This window comes from Mesorhizobium sp. M7A.F.Ca.CA.001.10.2.1, assembly GCF_003998575.1.
Taxonomy (GTDB): Bacteria; Pseudomonadota; Alphaproteobacteria; order Rhizobiales; family Rhizobiaceae; genus Mesorhizobium.
This window is the reverse complement of record NZ_RZQY01000761.1, coordinates 1-2,632: the sequence shown is the minus strand read 5'-3', so window position 1 is coordinate 2,632 and position 2,632 is coordinate 1. Positions and strand designations below refer to the sequence as shown.

Here is a 2,632-nt window from a genome sequence, read left to right as displayed (position 1 = left end):
GCGATACCCCTCGGATTCCAGGGCGATCGACACCGATGTCAGAATGTTGCGGTCGTCATCGACAAGCGCGATTGTTGCCATTTCAAGCGGCTCCCTCATGAGCTGTCCCTTCTGTCGTAGAGAAGGGGCTTTTGCAGGACAAATTAGGTACAAAATGTGGCATAGGCCTTGTCCGCTGTCACGCGCGGCATGCCGGCGGCCACAATCCTACCTCGACATGGATTGGACGAACGGACATCGCCAATCCTTTGGGCAACCGCGAAACTTTTTGCACATATAAACGATTTAAACAACTTTCAAAATATTTAAATCGATTAATGATTTGATATCATTTGGCTTTTCTGGTTCTGACCATCTCGCCCGCGTAGTGGGCGTGCTGGAAACGTGCCGGCAAAGATGCGGCAAATCCAAGAGGGACACTCGATGTCGGAAGTCGGCAAACGCAATTCCGCCTGCGCGATCGATCATATCGGCCTGAAAACCACCGGCGTGGTGCGCTATAATTTCGGTGCGGCCGCCCTTTATGAGGAATCGATCCGGCGCGGCGAGGCCCGCTTGACCGCCCATGGCGCGCTGGTCGCCGAGACCGGACAGCACACCGGCCGCTCGCCCAAGGACAAGTTCGTCGTCCGCGATGGCGCCACCGAACCACATGTCTGGTGGGACAACAACAAGGCGATCTCGCCGGCCCAGTTCGACACGCTGCTCGCCGATTTCCAGGCGCATGCCGCGGACAAGGATCTATACGTCCAGGATCTGGTCGGCGGCGCCGATGCGGAGTCGAGGCTGCCGACCAGGGTGATCACCGAATTTGCCTGGCACTCGCTGTTCATCCGCAATCTGCTGATCCGTCCGGATGCCGCCGAACTCGAACAGTTCGTGCCTGAGATGACGATCATCGACCTGCCGTCCTTCCGCGCCGATCCCCTTCGTCACGGCAGCCGCACCGAAACGGTGATCGCCGTCGATCTTTCGCGCAAGATCGTGCTGATCGGCGGCACCTCCTATGCCGGCGAGATGAAGAAGTCGGTGTTCACCATGCTCAACTATCTGCTGCCGGCGAAAGGCGTGATGCCGATGCATTGCTCGGCCAATGAGGGTGCGGCCGGCGACGCCGCCATCTTCTTCGGCCTGTCGGGCACCGGCAAGACGACGCTCTCGGCCGATCCCTCGCGCACGCTGATCGGCGACGACGAGCATGGCTGGGGGCCGCACGGCATCTTCAATTTCGAAGGCGGCTGCTATGCCAAGACGATCAAGCTGTCGGCGGAAGCCGAGCCGGAAATCTTCGCCACCACGCAGCGCTTCGGCACGGTGCTGGAAAATGTCGTGCTCGACGCTGATGGCGTGCCGGATTTCAACGACGGAAGACTGACCGAGAACACACGCTGCGCCTACCCGCTGGACTTCATCCCCAATGCCAGCAAGACCGGCCGCGCCAACCATCCCAACAACATCATCATGCTGACCGCCGATGCGTTCGGCGTGATGCCGCCGATCGCGCGGCTGACCCCGGCGCAGGCGATGTATCATTTCCTGTCCGGCTACACCGCCAAGGTGGCCGGAACCGAAAAGGGCGTGACCGAGCCCGAAGCGACGTTTTCGACCTGTTTCGGTGCGCCGTTCATGCCGCGCCACCCTTCCGAATACGGCAATCTGCTGCGCGAGCTGATTGCACGCCACGGCGCCGATTGCTGGCTGGTCAATACCGGCTGGACCGGCGGCGCCTACGGCACCGGCAAGCGCATGCCGATCAAGGCGACGCGCGCGTTGCTTGCAGCCGCACTTGACGGCTCGCTGAAGACGGCCGAGTTCCGCACCGACCCTCATTTCGGTTTCGAGGTGCCGGTGGCTGTGCCGGGCATCGATAGCGCCATTCTCGACCCGATGATTCTGGACCCCCGGGCGACCTGGGCCGACAAGGCCGGCTACGACCGTCAGGCGGCACGGCTGGTCGGCATGTTCGCCGTCAATTTCGAGAAATTCGAAAGCCATGTCGACGCCGTGGTGCTGGGCGCGGCGCCGCGCATGCAGGAAGCGGCGGAGTAATCGCGCCACAGGGGTCAGCTTTCGTTGAAAGGCCCGGTTCGATCGGGCCTTTTCTTTTTCGATCCGCCGCGCCATGACTGCGGCATGGCGAGCGACGACAACATCATCATATCAGGCGATGCGGTGATCCATCCGGGCGACCTGCACGAGGATTTCATCCGCTCGTCCGGTCCCGGCGGCCAGAACGTCAACAAGGTGGCGACGGCGGTGCAACTGCGCTTCGACGCGGCCAACGCAACGGGTCTGTCGGAGCGCGTGCGCGAGCGGACGATCAAGCTTGCCGGCCAGCGTGCCACCAAGGACGGTGTCATCGTCATCGAAGCAGGCCGCTTCCGCACCCAGGAACAGAACCGGGCGGATGCGCGGGCACGGCTGACGGCATTGGTCGCCAAGGCCGCCGAACCGCCACCGCCGCCGCGCAAGAAGACACGGCCGTCGAAGGGTGCCGTGGAACGGCGGCTGAAGAGCAAGGCCGGGCGCGGCACGATCAAGAAGCTGCGGGGCCGGGTGGAGAACGATTAAGCACCACACCAATCACGCGCAAAACGACTTCCCATTTTGGACCGCAGATGCAAAGTTCAAC

Annotated in this window: 2 protein-coding genes and 1 pseudogene; 2 read left to right on the top strand and 1 reads right to left on the bottom strand. The window is 62.1% G+C overall.

Going from position 1 to position 2,632, the window contains the following annotated elements; all coding sequences use genetic code 11:
- A pseudogene (locus EN964_RS31315) lies at window positions 1–81 on the bottom strand (DNA-binding response regulator); the annotation flags it as partial.
- A 342-nt stretch (window positions 82–423) separates the two neighbouring features.
- On the opposite strand from EN964_RS31315, the gene EN964_RS31310 reads away from it, so the two are divergent.
- Window positions 424–2,049 carry a phosphoenolpyruvate carboxykinase gene (locus EN964_RS31310; RefSeq protein WP_127266884.1) on the top strand — a complete coding sequence of 542 codons (1,626 nt, stop codon included), beginning with the start codon at window positions 424–426 and terminating at the stop codon, window positions 2,047–2,049.
- 84 nt (window positions 2,050–2,133) lie between these two features.
- A complete protein-coding gene (gene arfB, locus EN964_RS31305; protein WP_023810634.1) occupies window positions 2,134–2,571 on the top strand; it encodes an alternative ribosome rescue aminoacyl-tRNA hydrolase ArfB in 438 nt (145 codons plus the stop codon).
- Window positions 2,572–2,632: the final 61 nt, after the last annotated feature.